The organism is Brevundimonas sp. Soil_N_31 (assembly GCF_057655995.1).
This window is the reverse complement of the sequence record NZ_JBDGLE010000002.1, coordinates 253,276-272,410: the sequence shown is the minus strand read 5'-3', so window position 1 is coordinate 272,410 and position 19,135 is coordinate 253,276. Positions and strand designations below refer to the sequence as shown.

Here is a 19,135-nt window from a genome sequence, read left to right as displayed (position 1 = left end):
TAGCGCGGGAAAAACCTCGTAGTCCCACGCAGTTGATCCCGTGTGAGCATACGCAGAACGATATTTCAGTTACGCTGAGGCGAACATGGAGGCTCGCTGTGTTGCAAAGCGCCGTATTCCTGACCCAGCCTCCGTCAGGATTCGCGCAAGGCGCACGGTGACCGGCCCTGATCGACATGCGACGCGACCAAGCCCGGTCATTGGGGCTCGCCGGCGTGGCCGCCAGCGTGGATGACGTCATCATCTACGCCATGGAAGGGTCGCCCGGCTCTCTTGACGGCTTCCTTCAACTGCTCGGCGCCAGTCCCTGCGAGACGGCGTCGACGGAGGCCTGGCGGCAAACGGTGCAGTTTCGTATCCACCGTGTCCTGGCGCTGTCTCAACCGCCGCTCAGGCCGGACGAGACAGCGGTCCTGCGTCGCGCGATCGACCCGGTTCATCCCCGATATGCCGACGTCCCGCCGCTGCTGGGCGCAGCTGCGCTGCATTGGACCATGATGCCCTATCGCACGCCGCTGCAGGCGACGACGCGGCTCATCGCCTCCTAGTAGGCGTGGCTTTCGGCCGCCCGCTGTTCCAGGTGGCCGTCCTTCAGGGCGAAGACGCGGTCCATGTGACCGGCCAACTCCATGTTGTGCGTGGCGATCAGGGCGGCGACGCCCGTGGTCTTGGCCAGTTCGCGCAGGGATTCGAACACCGCCTGGCTGGTGGCGGGGTCCAGGTTGCCGGTCGGCTCGTCCGCCAGCAGCAGGCGCGGGCTGTTGGCCAGGGCGCGGGCGATGGCGACGCGCTGCTGCTCGCCGCCCGACAGTTGCGCGGGCTGGTGCGTGACGCGCTGGCCCAGACCGAGCGCCGTCAGCTTCTCGGTCGCGCGACGCCGCGCCTCCCCTTCCCCTACGCCCGCGATACGCATGGGCAGGGCCACATTATCCAGAGCATCGAACTCCGGCAGCAGGTGGTGGAACTGATAGACGAAGCCGATGCGGTGCAGACGCAGGCGCGTGCGCGCCCGCTCGTCCAGGCCGCCGACGTCCTCGCCGTCGATCAGCACCTGGCCGCTGGTCGGCCGCTCCAGCAGACCCGCCGCGTGCAGCAGGCTGGACTTGCCCGACCCCGAAGGACCGATCAGGCCGACGACCTCGCCCGGCATGACCTCCAGATCGACGCCCTTCAGCACCGTCAGCCCGCCCTGGGCGGTCGGATAGGTCCGCGTCACCCCACGCAACGACAGGATGGCGCCGTTCGTCTCGGCGGCGACGGCGGGCTTCTTCTTCAGCAACCTATTCAAAGCGCAAGGCCTCCACCGGATCGATGCGCGACGCATTCCACGACGGCGGCAAGCTGGCCAGGCAGCTCATGAAGAAGGAGAAGACCGCGACCCAGGTCACGTCCCACGGGTCCACCTTGGCCGGAACGGAATCCAACATATAGACCTCGGCGTTGAACAGTTGGACGCCCAGCAGGCCCTCGAGGAAATGCTGGATCGCCCCGATGTTCCAGCAGAACAGCAGGCCCAGAACCAGGCCCGCGATGGTGCCGCCGATGCCGATGGCCGCGCCCGACATGAAGAAGATGCGCAGGATGGACGACTGGCTGGCGCCCACGGTGCGCAGGATGGCGATGTCGCGAGTCTTGTTCTTCACCAGCATGACGATGCCGCTGATGATGTTCATGGCGGCGATGGCGACCACCATGCCCAGGATGATGCTCATGGCCGTGCGCTCCACCTGAAGCGCGCCCCAGATCGCGGCCTGACGGTTGCGCCAGTCGGTGACGGCGTTGCCCGACCCGGCGGCGCGCTGAACGGGCGCCAGCAAGTTCTCGACCTTATCCGGCTCGGCTACCTTCATCTCGATGATGTCCCAGACGCCATCCTTGCCGAAGAAGAGCTGAGCCTGCTCCAGAGGCATGAAGATGAAGGCGCGATCGTAATCGGCCGCGCCTGACGTATAGATTCCGCCAACGATATAGGTCTTCTCCAGCCCGCCCAAATTGCCGAAGGCGCTGTCCGCGCCGGTCGGAGTGTAGAGCGAGATCGGATCCCCCTCGCGCAGCCCCGCTTCCTCCGCCAGGGTCTTGCCGATCAGGACGTGATCGCCGCCGTACTCGCCCTTGCCGAACCGTTCGCGCGCCCCCGGACTCAGGCTTTCAAAGACGAACTTCATCGAGGCCAAGTCCTGGGGCCTTACGCCGCGCACCATGCCGCCGGTCGCCAGATTGCCCGCGCGGAACATGGCGGGGCTTTCGGTCAAAGGCGTCACAGACACGACGCCCGGCACGTCGGCGATCCGCTTCAGCGCGGCGTCGCGATCGGGCGCATAGAGCACCGGCCCCTGCACATACATATGGCCGTTGAACGACAGGATCCGATCCATCAGCGTGCCGCGAAAGCCCGCCATGATGCTCATCACGCTGATCAGCACGGCGACGGCCAGCATGATGCCGATGAAGCTGATCATGGCGATCAGCGCCACCCCGCCCTGCTTGCGCTTGGCGCGCAGATAGCGGAGCGCCAGCCCGATCTCCCAGCTGGAGAACGGGCCGGCCGGCTTGGGCGCGGGCTGCGGGGCGGAAGCCGTCGCGGCGTCGGTCATTTCGTCAGCAGCTCCAAGGCGGCGTCCAGCGACAGGCTCTGCTTCTCGCCGGTGGCGCGGCGCTTCAGTTCAACCACGCCGTCAGCCAAACCCTTGGGCCCGATGGTCAGCTGCCACGGCACGCCGATCAGGTCGGCGGTGGCGAACTTGCCGCCCGGCCGCTCGTCCGTGTCGTCGTAGAGGACGTCCTTGCCCAGAGCTTCCAGCTTGGCCACGGCGTCTTCACACGCGGCCGAGACGGCTTCGTCGCTGGCGCGCAGGTTGATCACCGCCACGTCGAACGGTGCGACCGAGTCCGGCCAGATGATGCCGCCCTCGTCATGGCTGGCCTCGATGATGGCGCCCAGCAGGCGCGACACGCCGACGCCGTAGCTGCCCATGTGGACCTCGGTGTCCTGGCCGTTCGGCCCGGCGACCTTGGCCTTCATGGCGGCCGAGTATTTGGTGCCGAAGTAGAAGATGTGGCCGACCTCGATGCCGCGCGCCGACAGGCGGTCGCCCTCGGCGGTCTGGGTCTCGAACTGGGCCGCGTCGTGCATTTCCTCGGTCGCGGCGTAGAGGGCCGTGCGTTCGTTGAACACGCCCTCCAACTGCTCGACGCTGAGATTGTGGCCGGGCGCAGCCATCTCGACCAGCTTGCGGTCGCAGAAGACCTCGCTCTCGCCGGTCTCGGCCAGAACGATGAACTCGTGGCTCAGGTCGCCGCCGATCGGGCCGGTATCGGCGCGCATCGGCACCGCCTTCAGGCCCAGGCGGGCGAAGGTGTTCAGATAGGCGGCGAACATCCGCTTGTAGGCGATGCGGGCCGAGGCCTCGTCCAGATCGAAGGAATAGGCGTCCTTCATCAGGAACTCGCGACCGCGCATGACGCCGAAGCGCGGGCGGCGCTCGTCGCGAAACTTCCACTGGATGTGGAAGAGGTTCAGCGGCAGGGCCTTGTAGCTCTTCACATAGGCCCGGAAGATATCCGTGACCATTTCCTCGTTGGTCGGTCCGTACAGCAGCTCGCGCTCATGACGGTCGGTGATGCGCAGCATCTCCGGGCCATAGGCGTCGTAGCGGCCGCTCTCGCGCCACAGGTCCGCCAGTTGCAGCGTCGGCATCAGCAGCTCGACGGCGCCGGCTTTGACCTGCTCGTCGCGGACGATGTTCTCGATCTTGCGCAGCACCCGCAGGCCCAGCGGCAGCCAGGCGTAGATGCCGGCGGCCTCCTGCTTGATCATGCCCGCGCGCAGCATCAGCTGATGCGACACGATCTGGGCGTCGGAGGGGGCTTCTTTCAGGATCGGCAGGAAGTAGCGCGACAGGCGCATGGGAGGATTCTCGGCAAATTCAGTCAGGCCCGAGGTTTAACCGGGCGAAGGGGGCGAAAGCTAGAGCGCGTTGGCGTGGGTGATGTCGGGCACGGGGGTCCAGCCGATCCAGACGATGGCGACGATGATGAGCCAGACGATGATCGACACCCAGGTCGTGGTGATGAACTTCTTCTTGAGGTTGGGGTTCTTCGGCGCTCCCCACTGGGTGCCGTCCGTCGGCGGATCCTTGATCTGGTCCGACATGCCCAGCGGCAGAATCGCGAACAGCACGATCCACCACACCGTCAGAAAGGTGGCGACCAGGGTGAAGGGGCCAAGGGGCATCGTCTCTAAAGTCCGTTCATCGCAATCATCGTCGCGGCGCGATAAGGAGAGGCGCCGCAACAAGGACGCCCTGAATGCCACAGATTACGCTGGAACACTCCACCCATTTCGACGCGACCGACTGGCGCGCCCTGGCGCTGGAGATTCATCGCCTCTGTGTCGAGACGGTCGGCGCGACCCTTCCCGCCTGCAAGACGCGCATCGTGCGCTGCGGCCGCCTGATCATCGCTGACGGCGACCCGGATCAGGCCATGGTCCACTGCGACCTGCGCATCCTCAGCGGCCGCACCCAGGAACAGAAGACCGCCCTGGGCGAAGCCGTGCAGGCCGCCCTGTTGGCCGGCGTGTCCAGCTATGACGGCCCGCGGCAGGTGTCGGTCGAGATCGGGAATCTCGACCGGGATAACTATCGCAAGGTCACGCTGGGGAGTTGATTCCCTCTCCCTCCCCTTCATGGGGAGGGTGGTCGCGAAGCGACCGGGTGGGGAGGGCGAGGCGATCCTGGCCTCCGCGCCTGAACAGCCTTGCCGCCCCCACCCGGCTTCGCCCTATCGGGCTCAGCCACCCTCCCCATGAAGGGGGGGAGAAAGAGGCGCTCCTTATTCCTCCCCACTTTGTGGGGAGGGGGACCGCGAAGCGGTGGAGGGGCTTAGCGACAGCGGAACCAAGCAGCCCCTCCGTCTCGGGCGCTCACGCGCCCGATCCACCTCCCCATTTCATGGGGAGGAGAAGGCCTTACGGATGCGGTCGCCCGATCCCGTAGCGCGCGGCCCAGTACGGCAGGATAGCGTCGTCCTGCAGGAAGCGCGCGCCGGTCTCTTCGCTGACCTGGGCGTCGGGCCAGTCGAACTCGCCGTCCAGCACCAGCAGCGGGCAACTCTGGTTCGCCTCGCCCACTTCGGCGATCACGGCCGGGCGCGGGCGCGGGTGGTCCAGGTGGGTCACCGTCAGATGCTCGCGCAGGCGCGGATACAGGCCCAGCACCCCCTCGATCCGCGCGCCGGGCGGGCAGAACCACGGCCCGCCCTGATCGTCGAACCAGTCGGCGTTCAGAAGATACAGACGATCCGCCATCAGAGCCTCAGCACCACGGTTTCCACGATCGGACGACGATCCCAGATCTGCTGGCTGGCCTTCTTCAAGGTCCGGCTGACCGCCTGTTCGATGACGGCTTCGTCCTCCAGCGCCTCGCCCTTCAGGCCGCGCACCGTGTTCTCGACGCGCTCGGCCATGTCGTCCAGCACATCGCCCAGCGGACGGTCGGCGTCGCCCGGCAGGCCGATGCCGCGCACGTCGATGTCGCTGGCGATCCGACCGCGTTTGTCCAGGGCGAAGCTGACGATCAGGATGCCGTTGCTGGCGGCGTGCTTGCGCTCGCGCAGGGCCTCGCCAGCCTCTTCCACCAGCATGCCGCCGTCGACGAACAGACGGCCCGAGGGCACTTCGTCGATGATGGCGGCGGGTCCGGGCGCCAGGCGCACCATGTCGCCGTTGCGCGGCGTGACCGTCTCCGGCACCTGCATGTCCTTGGCCAGGTTGCCGTGCTCGATCAGGTGGCGACGCATGCCGTGGGTCGGCACGGCGATCTGCGGCCGGGCCCACTGATACATCTGGCGCAGTTCGTCGCGGCACGGGTGGCCCGAGACGTGGATGCCGGGGTGATCCTTCTCGGTGTAGATGCGGATTCCGCGCTCGGCCATCTTGTCCTGCAGACGGCCGATGGACAGTTCGTTGCCGGGGATGACGCGCGACGAGAAGATGCAGTGATCCCCCTCACCCAGCTTGATGAAGGGATGCGTCCCTTCGGCCACGCGCGACAGGGCGGCGCGCGCCTCGCCCTGGCTGCCCGTGCACAGGTACAGGATTTCGTCGGCCGGCCAGACCTTGGCCTCCTGCTCAGACAGGAAGGGCTTGATGTCGTTCAACATGCCGACCGACTTGGCGGCGGCGGTGATGCGGTGCATCGAGCGCCCGGCCAGGGCCACGCGGCGCCCAGCGGCCTCAGCAGCGCTGATGACGCTGTGCATCCGCGCGACGTTCGAGGCGAAGCAGCCCACGGCGACCCGGCCCTTCAGGCCCTGGATCAGCTCGGCCAGCTTGACCTTCACATCGCCCTCGGATCCGGCGACGCCGTCCACGAAGACGTTGGTGGAGTCGCACACCATCGCCAGGACGCCCTCGTCGCCCAGCTTCTGGATGAAGTCGACGTCGGTGCGCTCGCCCACGACCGGATCGTTGTCGATCTTCCAGTCGCCGGTGTGCAGCACCGTGCCCAGCGGCGTCTTGATGGCCAGGCCGTTCGGCTCGGCGATCGAGTGGGTGATGGTGACGTAGGTCACCTCGAACGGGCCCAGGTTCACCGTCGAACCCAGCGGCGCCTCGTGCAGTTCGACATCTTCATAGATGCCGGCGTCGCGCAGCTTCTCGCGGATCAGGAAGGCGGTGAAGGGCGTGGCGTACAGGGGTGCCTGGATGCGCGGCCACAGCCAGCCGAGGGCGCCGATGTGGTCCTCGTGCGCGTGCGTCAGCACGATGCCCAGGATGTTCTCGCCTTCCAGGAAGCTGGGGTCCGGCACGATGACGTCCACGCCGGGCGTGGACTGGTCGCCGAAGGTCACGCCGACATCGACGATGATCCATTTGCGGTCATGCGCCGGGCCGAAGCCATAGGCGTTCAGGTTCATACCGACCTCGTTCGAGCCGCCCAGCGGCAGGAAGACGAGTTCGTCGTTTTGATTTTGCTTTTTCATACGGCCTTACAGATGGGAGTTCCGCCGCCAGATTTCGAGTAGGCCGCGGATGGTCAGGTCCGGATCAAACCGGTCGATAGAGTCGGTTGCGCCCTCGAACAGGGAGGCGACGCCGCCGGTGCCGATGACCGTCATGGGCTTGCCCCACTCGGCCTTGATACGGTCCACCAGCCCTTCGATCAGGGCGATATAGCCCCAGAAGACGCCCGATTGCATGGAGGTGACGGTGTCGCGCCCGATCACGGTGTCGGGGCGCTGAATGGCGATGCGCGGCAGCTTGGCCGCCGCCTCGTGCAGAGCCTGAAGCGACAGGTTGATGCCGGGCGCGATCAGCCCGCCTTCGAAGGCCCCAGCCCCCTGCCCGTTCGCGCCGGACACGACGTCGAAGGTCGTGGCCGTGCCGCTGTCGATCAGCAACAGATCGCCCTCATAGACCTGAAGCGCGCCGATGGCGTTGACCAGACGGTCGGCCCCGGCCTCGCTGGGCTTATGGATGCGCACCTCGATGCCCAGTTCGACGTTCTCGCCGATCACCAGGGGTTCGACGTTCAGATAGCGCCGCGCCAGGTTGCGCAGGTTGAAGATCGACTGCGGCACCACGCTGGAGATGATGCAGCCGTCCATGTCGGCCATGGTCTGGCCCTGGCCGCGCATCTCGAACAACTGATGCAGCCAGACGGCGTATTCATCGGCCGTGCGCATGGGATCGGTGGCGGTGCGCCACTGGAAAATCCACTCTTCGCCATCGTGAACGGCGAACAGGGTGTTGGTGTTGCCTTGCTCGATCGCCAGCAGCATCAGGCGGCCTCTCCGAAGAAGACGTCGCCGGCGGAGATGACCCGCAGGCTTCCGTCCGGCAGTTTCAGACGCAGGGCGCCGTCGGCCTCGACGCCGTCGGCGATCCCGCTCAGGGTTTCATGGCTCAGCCGCGCCGTGCAGGGGCCGAACAGGCCCGGCGTGCGCGCGACCCAGGCGTCCAGCACGGGCTGAAAGCCCAGACGCGTCCAGCGTTCCAGCCAGGCGTCGAAGGTTTCGGCCAGCGCCCTCGCCCCCTCCTCCATCGACGGCGCGGCGGCCACGTCGTGACGCAGGTGCTCGGCGATGCAGGTGGTCGGGCGCTCGGTCCCTTCGGGCGCGTGGGACAGGTTCACGCCGACGCCCACAGCCAGCCACAGGCCGCCGGAAGGCGCAGGCCCGGATTCGATCAGGATGCCTGACGACTTGCGCCCGTCCAGCAGCACGTCATTGGGCCATTTGATGCTGACCAGCGCGGGTGGGACATAACGGTCCAGCAGATCGGCCACCGCCAGCGCGGCGGCGAAGGTCAGTTGCGCCGCCTCGGCCGGAGTGCGGTTCAGCGTCAGCAGCAGGGTCGTGGCCAGATTGCCCTCCCGGCTGTCCCAGGCGCGGCCGCGACGGCCCCGCCCGGCGGTTTGACGCCGAGCCGCGATCCACAGCGGCCCGGCCTCGCCCGCCTCGGCGCGACGGCGCGCCTCGGCGTTGGTGGAGTCGGTCTCTTCGAGGATCAGGACCGGAGCCGCCAAGGCCCCTTATCCGATCCCGACGCCCGCAGCAGCCGCGCGCGTCAGCGGCTCCAGCCAGGTCAGGGCGATCAGCAGCACAGGGAAGCTGAAGGCCGCAGCCGCCCAGCCGATCCACTGTGCGCCGGCCGGCGCCTTGTCGGTCGTCACGTCGAACTCAGGCGTGTCGAACCAGATCACCTTGATGATGCGCAGATAGTAGAAGGCCGCGACGACCGAGGCCACCAGACCCGCAGCGCCCGCCATCCAGTAGCCGGCATCGGCGGCGGCGCCGAAAACGTAGAACTTGCCCCAGAAGCCCGACATCGGCGGAATACCGACAGCCGACAGCGACAGGATCGTCAGGGCGACGGCCGTCACCGGACGGTCCTTCTTCAGACCGGCCAGATCGGCGATCTTGCGGATCGGACGACCATTGCGGCTCACCGACAGCAGGATGGCGAAGAAGCCGATCTGGTCCACGACATACAGGGTCATGAACATCAGGGTCGCCTGAACGCCGACCTGGGTGCCGGCCGCCACGCCCAGCAGGGCGTAGCCGATGTTGATGATGGACGAATAGGCGAGCAGGCGCTGGATGTCTTTCTGCATCAGGCCGCCGAAGGCGCCGACCGCGAAGCTGATCAGCGAGATCAGGATCAGCACCTGGGCCCACTGCGCATGGGCCAGGCCGAAGCCTTCGACCAGCACGCGGATGATCAGCACCATGGCCGCCACCTTGGGCGCGGTCGAGAACAGGGCCACGACCGGGGTCGGGGCGCCTTCATAGACGTCGGGCGTCCACATGTGGAACGGCGCGGCCGAAACCTTGAACGCCAGACCGCAGATCAGGAAGACCAGGCCGAAGATCAAGCCCGGACCGGGGTTGGCGGTGGCGAAGGCGGCGATGTCCTCGAACCGCATCGAACCGGCGAAACCGTAGATCAGGCTGGCGCCGTACAGCAGCAGACCCGACGACAGGGCGCCCAGGACGAAATACTTCAGGCCTGCTTCCGAGGCCTTCAGGTCGTCGCGGCGATAGGCGGCCAGGACGTAGAGGGCCAGCGAGTGCATCTCGATGCCGATGTAGAGCGAGATCAGGTCGCCCGACGACGCCATCATGCCCATGCCGACCGAAGCCAGCACGATCAGGATCGGATATTCGAACTTGGCGATGTTGTTGCGATGCATCCAGCCGTCGCCCAGCACCACGGCCACGGCGGCGGACAGGAAGATCACCGCCTTGCCGAAGACAGCCAGCGGATCAGCCACATAGGCCCCGTTGAAGGCCGAACCCAGCGGGCCGACGACGGCCAGAGCCGTCGCCGCCAGCAGCAGCAGCACCGACAGGCCCGAGACCAGGCGCGTCGACTTCTCGCCGGCGAAGGCGCCGAGCATGAGCAGCACCAGCCCGCCGACCGCAAGGGTCAGTTCCGGGGCGGCGAGTTGGAGAGCGGAGGACAGATCAGGCATTATGGTCTCACCCGCCGATCGCGGCGCGATAGGCGCTGGTCAGGGCTTCAACAGTCGGCCCGGTGTAGTCGAGAACGGCGTTGGGATAGAGGCCCAGCCAGATGGTGCCGACGACCAGGGGCACGAAGATCAGCAGTTCGCGCTTGTCGATGTCGGTGATGTTTTCCAGCGCCGGATTGGTGATCGGGCCGTACATGACGTTGCGGAACAGCGTCAGCGCATAGACCGCCGAGAAGATCACGCCCGAGGCCGCGATCAGGGCCGCCCAGGTCGAGACCTGATAGGCGCCCGTCATCGTCAGCACTTCGCCGATGAAGCCCGAGGTGCCCGGCAGGCCGACGTTGGCCATGGTGAACATCAGGAAGATGGCCGCATACCAGGGCATCCGCGCCGTCAGGCCGCCGTAGAAGGCGATCTCACGGGTGTGCATCCGGTCATAGACCACGCCGACGCACAAGAAGAGCGCGCCCGAGATCAGGCCGTGGCTCAGCATCTGGAAGACGGCGCCCTGAACGCCGGTGTCGTTGCCGGCGAAGATGCCCATGGTCACGAAGCCCATGTGGGCGACCGACGAATAGGCGATCAGCTTCTTGATGTCCGTCTGACGGAAGGCGACCAGCGAGGTGTAGACCACGGCGATCACAGACAACGTCAGCACCAGCGGCGTGAACATCTGCGACGCCAGCGGGAACATCGGAATGTTGAACAGGATGAAGCCGTAGCCGCCCAGCTTCAGCAGGATGCCGGCCAGGATGACCGAACCCGCCGTCGGCGCCTGAACGTGGGCGTCGGGCAGCCAGGTGTGCACCGGCCACATCGGCATCTTCACCGCGAAGGAGGCGAAGAAGGCCAGCCACAGCAGCGGCTGCACCGCCGGGTCGAAGGCGTACTGCTTCAGTTCCGGAATGCTGGTGGTGCCCGTCGTGTGGGCCATCCACAGCATGGCCAGCAGCATCAGGACCGATCCCAGCAGGGTGTACAGGAAGAACTTGTACGCTGCGTAGATGCGGTTGGCGCCGCCCCAGATGCCGATGATCAGATACATCGGCACCAGGGTGCCTTCGAAGAAGATGTAGAAGAGGAACAGGTCCAGCGAGGTGAACACCCCGATGACCATGGTCTCCAGGATCAGGAAGGCGATCATGTATTCGACGACGCGCGTCTCGATCGATTTCCAGCTGGCCACAATGCAGATCGGCAGCAGGAAGGCCGTCAGCAGGACGAACAGGATCGAGATCCCGTCCACGCCCAGGTGATAGCCGGCGCCCGCGAACCAGGCGTAGTTCTCGACGAACTGATAGGCCGGGTTCGACGGATCGAACTGCGCGACCAGCAGGACGGACACGGCCAGCACCACCATTGTGGTGATCAGGGCGATCCAGCGAGCGGCCGGGGCCGCGGCGTCCTGACCGCCCTTGTTCAGCAGGCGCGCGACCAGGATCGCGGCCGCGCCGAGAAGCGGCAGGAAGGTGACGATGCTCAGAATGTGAGGCACGAGGCTCAGGCTCCCCACGTGAAGATAGCGAAGGCAAGGAACGCAGCCACGCCGATCAGCATCACGAATGCATAGAAGTAGACGAAACCGGACTGGAACCGGGACAACCAGCCGCCCGACTTCAGCGAAGCCCAGGCCGCGCCGTTCGGGCCGAGGCCGTCGATGATCTTCACGTCGCCGATCTTCCAGAAGAAGTCGCCGATCGCCTTGGTCCCCTTCACGAAGACCGCGTCGTACAGCTCATCGAAGAACCACTTGTTGTAGAGGAAGGTCCACAGCGGGCCCTTGCGGTCGGCCCACTGCCTGGCGACGCCTTCCTTCAGGACGTAGACCCAGAAGGCGATGGCGGTGCCCAGCAGCGTCACGATCAGCGGCGCCCACTTCACCCAGGTCGGGACGTTGTGGCTTTCGTGCAGGACGTGGTTCGCGCTGCCGACGAAGATGGCGCCGCGCCAGAACTCAGCCTCATGATGGCCGATGAAGTGCGGGGCGAAGATCATGCCCGCAAACACCGCGCCGACCGACAGCACCAGCAGCGGCACGACCATGGCCAACGGGCTCTCATGCGGCTTCAGCGGACCATGGTGATGGTCGTCGTGCGCATGATCGTCATGGGCATGATGATCGTCATGAGCGTGGGCGTCCGCATGGTGCGCGCCCTCCTCTTCCTTCCACACAGGCTTGTTGTGGAAGGTCATGAACACCAGACGCCACGAGTAGTAAGCCGTCAGCAGGGCCGCCGAGATGCCGATGACGAAGGCGAACATGCCCGCGGCCGAGTGGCCGGTCGTCGCCGCCGCATAGGCGCTCTCGAGGATGGAGTCCTTGGAGTAGAAGCCGGCGAAGCCGCCGACGCCGGGCATGCCCAGGCCGGTGATGGCGATGGTGCCGATCATCATGGTCGCATAGGTGACGGGCAGCAGCTTCCACAGGCCGCCCATCTTCCGCATGTCCTGCTCGTGGTGCATGCCGTGGATCACCGAACCGGCGCCCAGGAACAACAGGGCCTTGAAGAAGGCGTGCGTGAACAGGTGGAACATGGCGGGCTGATAGGCGCCGACGCCCGCCGCGAAGAACATGTAGCCCAACTGCGAACAGGTCGAATAGGCGATCACCCGCTTGATGTCGTTCTGCATCATGCCGACGGTCGCGGCGAAGATGGCCGTGATGCCGCCGATGATGGCGATGAACTGCGACGCGACGGGCGCGTGCTCATACAGCGGCGACAGCAGGCAGACCATATAGACGCCCGCCGTGACCATGGTGGCCGCGTGGATCAGGGCCGACACGGGCGTCGGGCCTTCCATCGCGTCCGGCAGCCAGGTGTGCAGGAAGAACTGCGCCGACTTGCCCATCGCGCCGATGAACAGCAGCAGACCGGCCAGATCCAGCGCCGACCAGGTGTGGCCCAGGAATTCCCAGCCCGTCCCGGCCTTGCCCGCGATCAGCGGGAACAGCTTGGCGAACTCAATCGTGCCGAACATCCAGAACACGGTCATCATGCCGAGCAGGAAGCCGAAGTCGCCGACGCGGTTAACTACGAAGGCCTTGATCGAGGCCGCGGTGGCCGAGGGCTTCTTGAACCAGAAACCGATCAGCAGATAGGACGCCAGACCCACGCCTTCCCAGCCGAAGAACATCTGCAGGAAGTCGGCCGCCGTCACCAGCGCCAGCATCATGAAGGTGAACAGCGACAGATAGGCGAAGAAGCGAGGACGGCTGTCGTCCTCCTTCATGTAGCCCCAGGAATAGAGGTGAACCAGCGAGGACACCGACGTCACAACGATCAGCATGACAGCCGACATGGCGTCGACGCGGATCGACCAGTTCGACTGGAACTCGCCCACGTGGATAAACGGCGCCAGGTGCACGGTGAAGGCTTCCAGCCCGCCCCAGGTCCACTGGCTGAACACGATCCAGGAGACCGCGCACGAGAAGAACAGCAGGCCCGTGGTGACGGCCTGCGAGGCGACGTCGCCGATCCGGCGACCGAAGAAGCCGGCGATCATGGCCCCCAGCAGGGGGGCGAAGACGCCGAGAGTGACGAGAGTCTGGATAGTCACGGTTCCGATCAGCCCTTCATCACGGAGGCGTCGTCGACCGCGATGTCGCCGCGGTTACGGAAGAAGGTCACGAGAATGGCCAGGCCGACGGCGGCCTCGGCCGCGGCGACGGTCAGGACGAACATGGCCATCAGCTGACCCGACACGTCGTTCAGGTGAGTCGAGAAGGCCACGAAGTTGATGTTCACCGCGAGCAGGATCATCTCGACCGACATCAGGATGATGATGACGTTCTTGCGGTTCACGAAGATGCCGAAGACGCCGATGGTGAACAGCATGGCGGCGACCGCCAGATAATGCTGGAGCGAGATATCCATTACAGAAGCTCCTCGGGGGTGACGCCCTGGCCCGTGGTCACGGACTTGATCTCGACGGCCTTGGCGCGTTCGCGGTTGGCCTGGGCGGCCAGATCTTGGCGATGCACGCCCGGACGGTGGCGCAGGGTCAGGACGATGGCGCCGATCATGGCGATCAGCAGGACCACGCCCGCCGCCTGGAAGAAGTAGACGTAGTCCGTGTAGAGCACGCGGCCGATCGTCTCGATGTTGGTGACGTCAGGCCCGGCCGGAACCGGCGCGGTTGCGTCGCGGGCGGCCCCGCCCTGAACGACGGTGATCGACACCATGATCATCTCGGCCAGCAGCACGCCCGCCACGATGCCCGCCAGCGGCAGGTAGCGCGCGTAACCCTCGCGCAGCTTCACGAAGTCGACGTCCAGCATCATGACGACGAACAGGAACAGCACCGCCACGGCGCCGACGTAGACGACGACCAGCAGCATCGCCAGGAACTCGGCGCTCAGCAGTACGAACAGACCGGCCGCCGAGAAGAAGGTCAGGATCAGCCAGAGAACGGAGTGCACGGGATTGCGCGCGGTCACCACCAGCAGGGCGGAAACCACGGCGACCGTCGCGAGAAGATAGAAGGCCAGGCCTTGCAACATGTGCGGGACGACGCCCCTCTTCAAAACCAATGGCCCGAGGGGAAACCTCGGACCCTTCCAAAATCGGCCCCGGCCCGAAGGTCAGGGTCAGCGTGGCGGAATCGCCGCTCCGTTTAGCGATACGGAGCGTCGAGTTCCAGATTCTTCGCGATCAGACGCTCCCAGCGGTCGCCGTTGTCCAGCAGGCGCGCCTTGTCATAGAGCAGTTCTTCGCGCGTCTCGGTGGCGAACTCGCTGTTCGGTCCCTCGACGATGGCGTCCACCGGGCAGGCCTCTTGGCACAGGCCGCAGTAGATGCATTTGACCATGTCGATGTCGTAGCGCGTCGTGCGGCGGCTGCCGTCGGCGCGCGGTTCGGCCTCGATGGTGATGGCCTGGGCGGGGCAGATGGCCTCGCACAGCTTACAGGCGATGCAGCGTTCTTCGCCGTTCGGATAGCGGCGCAGCGCATGTTCGCCACGGAAGCGCGGCGACTGCGGGTTGCGCTCGAACGGATAGTTCACCGTCGCCTTCGGCTTCATCATGTACTTCATCGACAGGCCGACGGCGCCGAACACGTCGGTCAGCATCGCGCCCTTGGCCGCCTGAACGATACGGGTCAGCATTACGATTTCACTCCGGCGCACTCGCGTTCATAGCGGGCGCTTTCCTTGTCGAGGGTCTGGCAAAGGCGCTGGCGTTCCGCCTCGCGCCGTTCGATTTCCTGCACCTTGCGCTCCCACTGATAGACCGACACCGGGTCGGCCTCATAGGGCGCACAGGCCGACGCCAGCATGGGCGCGGCCAGGGCGAACATCAGGGCTGCGGCTTTCGTCTTCATCCACCGATCCGGCGTTCGCAGCCGTCCCTGTCGAAGCGCGGATCGTCCCGCGACAGACGTTGGCAATAGGCGCGCTTGTCCGCCTCCTCCGCCCGCTCGCGGTCCAGCCGCTCGAGACGCGCGGACGCGGTCTCGGGCGCAGCCGGATCCATCGGCTTGAAGGTGCAGGCCGACAGGCCGGCGGCGAGCGCCAGCGCGATCAGGACTGTGGCGCGAGCGCCCATCACGCCCCCACCGCGAAGACGCGCCACGCCGCCACGAAGACCACGGCGACCAGCGAGGCCGGCAGGAAGATCTTCCAGCCCAGACGCATCAGCTGGTCATAGCGGTAGCGGGGGACGAAGGCCTTCACCAGGGCGATCATGAAGAACCAGAAGACGACCTTGGTGATGAAGACCAGCAGATAGAACAGGTTGGCGACAAAGGCCGGGACGCTGTTCAGGAAGTCAGTCGGGAAGCCCGGATTCCACCCTCCGCAGAACAGCAGGGTGATCATGGCGCACATGAAGACGATGTTGGCGTATTCGCCGATCATGAACAGCAGGTAGGGGGTCGAGGAATATTCGACCTGATAACCGGCCACCAGCTCCGACTCCGCTTCCGGAAGGTCGAACGGCGGACGGTTGGTCTCGGCCAGGGCCGAGATGAAGAAGACGATGGTCATCGGCAGCATGACGATGATCGTCGGCAGGGTCTCAAGGCCACCGCCGAAGGCGTTCCAGTTCCAGAACCAGCCGGACTGCTGGGTCACGATCTGGGTCAGGTTCATCGTCCCGGCCAGCAGGATGACGTTGATGATGATGAGGCCCATCGAGACCTCATAGGACACCATCTGCGCCGCCGAACGCAGCGCCCCCAGGAACGGGTACTTCGAGTTCGAAGCCCAGCCGCCCATGATGATGCCGTAAACGCCCAGTGAGCTGATCGCCAGAATGTACAGGATGCCGACGTTCAGGTCCGCGACCACCCAGCCCGGCGCGAACGGGATCGCCGCCCACGCCACGAAGGCCAGCACGAAGCTGATCAGCGGGGCCAGGATGAAGACCACCTTGTCCGACCCGGCCGGAATGACGATCTCCTTCAGCACGAACTTGAAGAAGTCGGCGAAGGACTGCAGCAGGCCGAAGGGGCCGACCACGTTCGGACCCTTGCGCAGCTGAACGCCCGCCCAGATCTTGCGGTCGGCCAGCAGCAGGAAGGCCAGGGAGATCAGGATACCGACCACCACCAGCAGGATCCCGCCGACAGTGGCGAGGGTCCAACCCAGAGGCGTAGTCCAGAAGGAAGTCGCAGCGTCCATGATTTACTCCGCCGCCAGGGCGACCGGCGCCGTCCGCTCAGCGGACAGTTGGGCCATGGTTTCACTGGCGCGCGCGATCGGGTTGGTCAGATAGGGATCGGCGATGACGGAGACGAAGGCGACGTCGCCCAGGTCTCCCTTGGCGCCCAGCTTGGCGACGTCGAACGTCGCGGCCGGGGCCAGATAGTCGATGCGGCCGAAGGTCGGATGGTCGCCCATCAGCTTGGCGCGCAGTTGCTCAAGCGTGTCGAACGGCAGCTTGTGGCCGACGCGCTCGGACAGGGCGCGGATGATGGCCCAGTCGTCCTTGGCTTCGCCCTTCGGGAAGACCACGCGCTCGGCCATCTGCACCCGGCCTTCGGTGTTGACGTACAGGCCCGACTTCTCGGTGTAGGCCGCGCCCGGCAGGATCACGTCCGCGCCGTGCGCGCCGCGATCGCCGTGCGAGCCCAGATAGACGCGGAAGGCGCCCGATGCGTCCGCGTTCACCTCATCGGCGCCCAGCAGGAACAGCACGTCCAGCGCGCCCGGCTTCAGCATAGCGGCGACATCCAGACCGCCCTCGCCCGGCAGGAAGCCCATGTCCAGACCGCCGACGCGCGCGGCGGCGCTGTGCAGGACGTTGAAGCCGTTCCAGCCGTCCTTGACCACGCCGACCTTCTTGGCCAGCGCGCCCAGGGCGTTCAGCACGGACGGGCCGGTCTCGCCGGTCAGGGCGCCCGCGCCGATGATGATGGCGGGACGTTCGGCCTTGGTCAGGAAGTCGGTCGCGGCCTTGGGCAGCTTGCCCAGGGTCTTCGAACCGGCGCCCAGCCAGGCGTAGCCATAGGTCAGATCGGCTTGCGGCCCGATGACGCCGACCTCGACGCCGCCCTTCAGCCAGGTCTTGCGGATGCGCGCGTTCAGCAGCGGCGCTTCCGTGCGCGGATTGGCGCCGACGATCAGGATGGCGTCAGCGTTTTCAATGCCTTGCAGGCCAGAGTTGAACAACCAGCCCTCGCGAGCCTCGCCGCCCAGCGCTGCGCCGTCCTGACGGCAGTCCGTGTTGGCCGAACCCAGCGAACGGAACAGATCCAGCAGAGCCTTCATCGACTCGGCGTCCTGCAGGTCGCCGGCGATGGCGCCGATACGGTCGGCCGGGGCCGCCTTCAGCTTGTCGGCGACGGCGGTCAGCGCCTCGTCCCACGACGCCGGACGCAGCTTGCCGTTCTCACGCACCCACGGACGGTCTAGGCGACGCGCCTGCAGGCCGTCGACGGCGTAGCGGCTCTTGTCCGACAGCCATTCCTCGTTGATGCCCTCGTTCACGCGCGGCAGCACGCGCATGACCTCGGCGCCGCGGGAGTCGGCGCGGATGTTCGAACCGAGCGCATCCATCACGTCGATGGTCTCGGTCTTCTTCAGCTCCCACGGGCGGTAGTGATACTGCCACGGGCGGTGCGTCAGGGCGCCCACCGGGCACAGGTCGTTGACGTTGCCCGACAGTTCGCTGTCGATGTTCTTTTCCAGATAGGTCGTGATCTCGGCGCTTTCGCCGCGCGAGATCATGCCGATGTCCGGCACGCCCGCCACTTCGGTGATGAAGCGGACGCAACGGGTGCACTGGATGCAGCGCGTCATGAACGTCTTGACCGTCGGGCCCATGTTCTTTTCTTCAACCGCGCGCTTGTTCTCGCCGTAGCGCGAACCATCGCGGCCGTAGCCGACCGCCTGATCCTGCAGGTCGCATTCGCCGCCCTGGTCGCAGATCGGGCAGTCCAGCGGGTGGTTGATGAGCAGGAACTCCATCACCCCTTCGCGGGCCTTCTTGACCATCGGCGTGTCAGTAAAGATTTCCTGACCGTCGGCGGCCGGCAGCGCGCACGAAGCCTGCGGCTTCGGCGGTCCGGGCTTCACCTCGACCAGGCACATGCGGCAGTTGCCGGCGATGGACAGGCGCTCGTGGTAGCAGAAGCGCGGGATTTCCTGCCCGGCGCGCTCGGCGACCTGCAGCACGGTCATGCCCGGTTCGAACTCGACTTCAACGCCGTTGACTTTGGCGATGGGCATCAGCGGGCCTCACTCTCGGCGGCTTGACCCGCCTCGGACGAAAGAGAAACGGTCTGGGTCTGGCCGTCGCGCGACAGCGACACCGTGGAATCCTTGACCGAACAGTTGAAGGTGACACGGCCGCCATCGACCGGCGCGCGCCACGACACGGTGGAGGCCGCCGCGTCGAACGTCACGGCATCGTCGCCTTGGCCATACAGCGTCAGCACCGCTTGGCGGCAAGCCTGTTCGCCCTCGAGCGGCGCGGACGGCGCCGCCGCCCCCCGGATGAAGGCGTCCCCCACCTCGGATGGCAGCACATACGGTTCGCGCGTGTCTGCCCGCTCGCCGCAGGCGGCGAGAGCGATCAGGCAAAGAAGCACTGGAGCTGCGCGTTTCATGCGGTCAGTCCTGCGCCCATTCGATGGTGGAGATGGCGCCCGACTGGGTGCAGGCCGAAGGGCCCATCAGCACCGTCGTCGTCAGCAGAAGCATCGGAGATCGCATAG

General features: G+C 66.1%; 21 protein-coding genes. 2 read left to right on the top strand and 19 right to left on the bottom strand.

The window, feature by feature from the left end:
* Positions 1–176 precede the first annotated feature (176 nt).
* Entirely contained in the window at positions 177–548 is a 372-nt protein-coding gene (locus AC3A3G_RS04375) for a hypothetical protein (protein WP_200165531.1), read from the top strand.
* Here AC3A3G_RS04375 and AC3A3G_RS04370 read toward each other — a convergent pair.
* From AC3A3G_RS04370 to AC3A3G_RS04355, 4 genes are read right to left on the bottom strand one after another with little or no spacing between them, the layout of a single operon-like run.
* A complete protein-coding gene (locus tag AC3A3G_RS04370; protein ID WP_292060719.1) occupies positions 545–1,288 on the bottom strand; it encodes an ABC transporter ATP-binding protein in 744 nt (247 codons plus the stop codon). The genes AC3A3G_RS04375 and AC3A3G_RS04370 overlap by 4 nt on opposite strands.
* Positions 1,281–2,594, bottom strand: coding sequence for a lipoprotein-releasing ABC transporter permease subunit (locus AC3A3G_RS04365; RefSeq protein ID WP_200215718.1), 1,314 nt, complete (start codon positions 2,592–2,594; stop codon positions 1,281–1,283). The genes AC3A3G_RS04370 and AC3A3G_RS04365 overlap by 8 nt, the downstream gene beginning before the upstream one ends.
* The gene (proS, locus tag AC3A3G_RS04360) at positions 2,591–3,907 is read right to left on the bottom strand and encodes a proline--tRNA ligase (protein ID WP_487487635.1); all 1,317 of its coding nucleotides are present in this window, start codon (positions 3,905–3,907) and stop codon (positions 2,591–2,593) included. Before proS ends, AC3A3G_RS04365 begins: the two co-directional genes overlap by 4 nt.
* 60 nt (positions 3,908–3,967) lie before the next feature.
* Entirely contained in the window at positions 3,968–4,234 is a 267-nt protein-coding gene (locus AC3A3G_RS04355) for a DUF1467 family protein (RefSeq protein ID WP_087141628.1), read from the bottom strand.
* 74 nt (positions 4,235–4,308) lie between these two features.
* Between AC3A3G_RS04355 and AC3A3G_RS04350 the strand changes: the two genes are divergently transcribed.
* Positions 4,309–4,668, top strand: coding sequence for a 5-carboxymethyl-2-hydroxymuconate Delta-isomerase (locus AC3A3G_RS04350; RefSeq protein ID WP_487487634.1), 360 nt, complete (start codon positions 4,309–4,311; stop codon positions 4,666–4,668).
* A gap of 301 nt (positions 4,669–4,969) precedes the next feature.
* Here the strand turns inward: AC3A3G_RS04350 and AC3A3G_RS04345 are convergent, their stop codons facing one another.
* The 15 genes from AC3A3G_RS04345 to AC3A3G_RS04275 all read right to left on the bottom strand — a co-directional run bounded on the left by AC3A3G_RS04345 (position 4,970) and on the right by AC3A3G_RS04275 (position 19,027).
* Complete coding sequence (locus AC3A3G_RS04345) at positions 4,970–5,308, bottom strand: DUF3088 family protein (RefSeq protein ID WP_125900152.1); 339 nt, start codon at positions 5,306–5,308, stop codon at positions 4,970–4,972.
* Positions 5,308–6,984: a ribonuclease J gene (locus tag AC3A3G_RS04340; RefSeq protein WP_200165429.1), complete on the bottom strand. Its 1,677-nt coding sequence runs from the start codon at positions 6,982–6,984 to the stop codon at positions 5,308–5,310. The genes AC3A3G_RS04345 and AC3A3G_RS04340 overlap by 1 nt, the downstream gene beginning before the upstream one ends.
* A 6-nt stretch (positions 6,985–6,990) precedes the next feature.
* Positions 6,991–7,785 (bottom strand): type III pantothenate kinase, encoded by a 795-nt coding sequence (locus AC3A3G_RS04335; protein ID WP_040345174.1) that lies wholly within the window; start codon positions 7,783–7,785, stop codon positions 6,991–6,993.
* Complete coding sequence (locus AC3A3G_RS04330; RefSeq protein ID WP_487487633.1) at positions 7,782–8,528, bottom strand: biotin--[acetyl-CoA-carboxylase] ligase; 747 nt, start codon at positions 8,526–8,528, stop codon at positions 7,782–7,784. Before AC3A3G_RS04330 ends, AC3A3G_RS04335 begins: the two co-directional genes overlap by 4 nt.
* 6 nt (positions 8,529–8,534) lie before the next feature.
* Positions 8,535–9,977 (bottom strand): NADH-quinone oxidoreductase subunit NuoN, encoded by a 1,443-nt coding sequence (gene nuoN / locus AC3A3G_RS04325; protein ID WP_487487632.1) that lies wholly within the window; start codon positions 9,975–9,977, stop codon positions 8,535–8,537.
* 7 nt (positions 9,978–9,984) lie between these two features.
* Positions 9,985–11,472, bottom strand: a complete 1,488-nt coding sequence (locus tag AC3A3G_RS04320) for an NADH-quinone oxidoreductase subunit M (RefSeq protein ID WP_487487631.1) — start codon at positions 11,470–11,472, stop codon at positions 9,985–9,987.
* A gap of 5 nt (positions 11,473–11,477) precedes the next feature.
* Positions 11,478–13,529, bottom strand: coding sequence for an NADH-quinone oxidoreductase subunit L (nuoL, locus tag AC3A3G_RS04315; RefSeq protein WP_487487696.1), 2,052 nt, complete (start codon positions 13,527–13,529; stop codon positions 11,478–11,480).
* A 14-nt stretch (positions 13,530–13,543) separates the two neighbouring features.
* Entirely contained in the window at positions 13,544–13,852 is a 309-nt protein-coding gene (gene nuoK, locus AC3A3G_RS04310) for an NADH-quinone oxidoreductase subunit NuoK (RefSeq protein WP_003164596.1), read from the bottom strand.
* Entirely contained in the window at positions 13,852–14,478 is a 627-nt protein-coding gene (locus AC3A3G_RS04305) for an NADH-quinone oxidoreductase subunit J (protein WP_088411531.1), read from the bottom strand. The genes nuoK and AC3A3G_RS04305 overlap by 1 nt, the downstream gene beginning before the upstream one ends.
* A gap of 113 nt (positions 14,479–14,591) precedes the next feature.
* The gene (gene nuoI, locus AC3A3G_RS04300) at positions 14,592–15,083 is read right to left on the bottom strand and encodes an NADH-quinone oxidoreductase subunit NuoI (protein ID WP_040345161.1); all 492 of its coding nucleotides are present in this window, start codon (positions 15,081–15,083) and stop codon (positions 14,592–14,594) included.
* Positions 15,083–15,298, bottom strand: a complete 216-nt coding sequence (locus AC3A3G_RS04295) for a hypothetical protein (protein ID WP_040345160.1) — start codon at positions 15,296–15,298, stop codon at positions 15,083–15,085. Before AC3A3G_RS04295 ends, nuoI begins: the two co-directional genes overlap by 1 nt.
* Positions 15,295–15,522 carry a hypothetical protein gene (locus AC3A3G_RS04290; RefSeq protein WP_312204083.1) on the bottom strand — a complete coding sequence of 76 codons (228 nt, stop codon included), beginning with the start codon at positions 15,520–15,522 and terminating at the stop codon, positions 15,295–15,297. The genes AC3A3G_RS04295 and AC3A3G_RS04290 overlap by 4 nt, the downstream gene beginning before the upstream one ends.
* Positions 15,522–16,598, bottom strand: a complete 1,077-nt coding sequence (gene nuoH, locus AC3A3G_RS04285) for an NADH-quinone oxidoreductase subunit NuoH (protein ID WP_200165435.1) — start codon at positions 16,596–16,598, stop codon at positions 15,522–15,524. The genes AC3A3G_RS04290 and nuoH overlap by 1 nt, the downstream gene beginning before the upstream one ends.
* A gap of 3 nt (positions 16,599–16,601) precedes the next feature.
* The gene (nuoG, locus tag AC3A3G_RS04280; protein WP_125900144.1) at positions 16,602–18,647 is read right to left on the bottom strand and encodes an NADH-quinone oxidoreductase subunit NuoG; all 2,046 of its coding nucleotides are present in this window, start codon (positions 18,645–18,647) and stop codon (positions 16,602–16,604) included.
* Positions 18,647–19,027 carry a hypothetical protein gene (locus AC3A3G_RS04275; protein WP_487487630.1) on the bottom strand — a complete coding sequence of 127 codons (381 nt, stop codon included), beginning with the start codon at positions 19,025–19,027 and terminating at the stop codon, positions 18,647–18,649. The genes nuoG and AC3A3G_RS04275 overlap by 1 nt, the downstream gene beginning before the upstream one ends.
* Positions 19,028–19,135 lie beyond the last annotated feature (108 nt).